General features: G+C 44.0%; 6 protein-coding genes. All 6 read right to left on the bottom strand.

Annotation, left to right across the window (positions count from 1 at the left end; genetic code table 11):
- Positions 1-65: 65 nt before the first annotated feature.
- Complete coding sequence (locus tag QEH59_RS18400; RefSeq protein WP_308986848.1) at positions 66-593, bottom strand: hypothetical protein; 528 nt, start codon at positions 591-593, stop codon at positions 66-68.
- Positions 594-618: 25 nt separating this feature from the next.
- Positions 619-960 (bottom strand): hypothetical protein, encoded by a 342-nt coding sequence (locus tag QEH59_RS18395; protein ID WP_308986847.1) that lies wholly within the window; start codon positions 958-960, stop codon positions 619-621.
- A gap of 75 nt (positions 961-1,035) precedes the next feature.
- Positions 1,036-1,335 carry a type II toxin-antitoxin system RelE/ParE family toxin gene (locus tag QEH59_RS18390; RefSeq protein WP_308986846.1) on the bottom strand — a complete coding sequence of 100 codons (300 nt, stop codon included), beginning with the start codon at positions 1,333-1,335 and terminating at the stop codon, positions 1,036-1,038.
- Complete coding sequence (locus QEH59_RS18385; RefSeq protein WP_308986845.1) at positions 1,323-1,580, bottom strand: type II toxin-antitoxin system Phd/YefM family antitoxin; 258 nt, start codon at positions 1,578-1,580, stop codon at positions 1,323-1,325. Before QEH59_RS18385 ends, QEH59_RS18390 begins: the two co-directional genes overlap by 13 nt.
- Before the next feature lie 127 nt (positions 1,581-1,707).
- Positions 1,708-1,953: a DUF2442 domain-containing protein gene (locus tag QEH59_RS18380; protein ID WP_308986844.1), complete on the bottom strand. Its 246-nt coding sequence runs from the start codon at positions 1,951-1,953 to the stop codon at positions 1,708-1,710.
- Complete coding sequence (locus QEH59_RS18375; RefSeq protein WP_308986843.1) at positions 1,934-2,170, bottom strand: DUF4160 domain-containing protein; 237 nt, start codon at positions 2,168-2,170, stop codon at positions 1,934-1,936. Before QEH59_RS18375 ends, QEH59_RS18380 begins: the two co-directional genes overlap by 20 nt.
- Positions 2,171-2,369 lie beyond the last annotated feature (199 nt).

The following is a 2,369-nucleotide window of genomic DNA, read 5'->3' as shown; positions in this document are numbered from 1 at the left end:
AAGCACTAGAGTCGTCGAACGCCCCCTTTAATCCTACGCGGGTTTGTCCAACCTATAGTTACCTATTAGGCTTCGCTAATTGGTAACTTCAGAGAGATCACAGGCGTGGAGTCCGACCTGCCTTCGGGGAGTGGCTCGCCCAGATACCAGTTGAGTGTCCAATCTTCGATTTCTTTCATCTGTTTAGATTTTCCAAAGTAGACTCCGCCGAATCCACTGCCTCCATCTGTGGGGTAAAAGGTGACGTGAAGATAGCCTTCATGCCGAATCTTAATGCTCAGCTCAAACTCTCCATTTCCTTTTTTTATGCTGAGTTGCTGTCCCGGCAAGATCTCACTCTTTCTGTCGCCTTCGGTCTGTGTGACAAAAATGCTTATTTTCGCATCTGGATGAGATTCTAGAGTGTAGGTTCCTCTAACGGTGACTGTCTCACCGATCTCGAAACTGGAAGAGGATGCCTTCACTTCTTTAATTTTGATGCTGTCGCCATCTCTGAACAGCTGTGGTCCGATTTTGTAGCCGACATCCCGCAAGCCGGCATTTGCTACCAGTGTGAAAAGTAAAAGGAGTGGGGCTATCGCAATGGCTTTCATTTTTCTTTTTTGTGATTGTGGAGCACTATCGTGACTGGATCTGTGCTCCTTTTCTGTCGGAATGGAGAAGTGCTTTAATCTGTTCTTGTCCAATGACTAATTCGACGATTTTCTTCGTGCCTATAAATGCAAAGAGTCCAGCCATGAGCAGTAGGACGGGGCCCAGAAATATTTCAGTGAAAGAGGGGATGAATGCACCCAGATCAAATGTGCCACCAAGCATCTCGATGCTTTCTTTCTGTTTTTCAATTACGTCTCTGAGTCTTGCAACTTTAGGCCAAGCGACAATCAACTGATATAAGCTGTAGATTATACAACCGCTTGCGCATAACCGAATGAAGACGTGGACTTGAATTATAGTTTTCATTTCTTTACAGAACGTCAAGAGGTGGCACGTAGTGAGGCACGAACGGAGTTGTCCACTGGTTTCGAATTATTCGAGTCATCTTGCGAATCTCGAAATTTCAAACTCTCGCTCTGCTCTATCGATAAATATAATGATGGCGGTGTCGTTCTCGATTCGATAATAGACATAGACGGGGTTGATTACGAGTCTTCTGTATGGTGTGCTCCTGAGCTCTTTCGGGATATTTCCCAGCTTTGGATTCGCTTCCAGAAGATCGACTTTTTTGAATACCTTCTGAACTAATCGACTAGCTGCATTGTAGTCGTCGAGTGCAATGTAATCCGCAATTTCATCAAGTGCGTTGAGAGCTGGTTCTGTCCAAATTACTTGAGCCATCTCGACATTTTCTTTTTAGCTTCTAGATTGCTCAAAATTCGGCCTTCTGAAAAGGCTTTCTCTCCCCGAGCTAAGCCCTCAAGGAGTTTCATTCTTTTTTCATTTGCTTCAAAGCTTTCAACATCAACTAGATAAGCAGCAGGCTTACCATGTTCAGTTATCATTACTGGCACTTTTTCGGCTCGAAGATCCCCAATGATGCGTGTCGCTTGCCGCTTGAGAGTTGTAACCAGTTCAGTTTTCATAAGTAGCACTTTAGTGGCACTTCAAGTTGCTGCAATTCTTTTTTTCGAAACGTAGAGGCTACTCATGGAGTGAAGCGCGGAGCGCGTAACGGAATTGAGTATGCTGACTTGATCTCGCTAAGCAGGCTCAGGCTTTCGAAAACTGTCCAAAGTCTCCTTTTGCTAAACCTTCAAAAGAGAGGTCTTCGTCTAGGTCAGGCCAATGAAGACCAAAAGGAGAAATCTCAATTTTATTCAATTGATCTGGTGTGCCTGAGCAGAGCCTTGGATTCTTCTCTACTGGGAACTTAATCTCAACACCAGTCTCCATTAAAACGAAGATATATCCATCAGAGAAAGATGCCTGTATTTGATTATTGGTTAAGGTGTTCATTCCATTTTTCTATGATAAGTTGTTGGTTGGCTTCAGCTAGCGATTGAGCCTTAGATAGCTCTTTCACTTTCAGGCCATGTGATTCTCTCAATTCAATGGTGTCATTTATGTTAAAAACGGCTTCACCTCCTGAGTATCGAACATGCACATGGATCGGTTCATGGTCATTGCTGTAAAAGAAGAATTTAAAGCCGTCTTGCTCGAAAATGATAGGCATAGGGTTAAAATGTTCAACTTAGCCAAAACTTCAATTTTTATTTCCCGAGATCGTAGAGAGGACTAATAGATGAGCGTCAGCGAAATCTATTGTCTCACTCCGACTGGTTGAACAAAGCCGCTACGCGGCGCGTGTGTATTTTAAGGTTTTCTAGAGTTAAAGGTGGGAGCCGAGCGGTCAGGCTCAGCTCCCTATGTCT

Source organism: Thalassobacterium sedimentorum, from assembly GCF_031127905.1.
GTDB lineage: Bacteria > Verrucomicrobiota > Verrucomicrobiia > Opitutales > Coraliomargaritaceae > Thalassobacterium > Thalassobacterium sedimentorum.
Note: the sequence above shows the minus strand (reverse complement) of the source record. Positions and strands in the feature narration are given on the sequence as shown.

Bases quoted from the DNA above. Each gene is read 5' to 3' on its own strand.
- QEH59_RS18400 (WP_308986848.1), bottom strand. From the start codon at position 593: ATGAAAGCCATTGCGATAGCCCCACTCCTTTTACTTTTCACACTGGTA.
- QEH59_RS18385 (WP_308986845.1), bottom strand. From the start codon at position 1,580: ATGAAAACTGAACTGGTTACAACTCTCAAGCGGCAAGCGACACGCATC.
- QEH59_RS18390 (WP_308986846.1), bottom strand. From the start codon at position 1,335: ATGGCTCAAGTAATTTGGACAGAACCAGCTCTCAACGCACTTGATGAA.
- QEH59_RS18375 (WP_308986843.1), bottom strand. From the start codon at position 2,170: ATGCCTATCATTTTCGAGCAAGACGGCTTTAAATTCTTCTTTTACAGC.
- QEH59_RS18395 (WP_308986847.1), bottom strand. From the start codon at position 960: ATGAAAACTATAATTCAAGTCCACGTCTTCATTCGGTTATGCGCAAGC.
- QEH59_RS18380 (WP_308986844.1), bottom strand. From the start codon at position 1,953: ATGAACACCTTAACCAATAATCAAATACAGGCATCTTTCTCTGATGGA.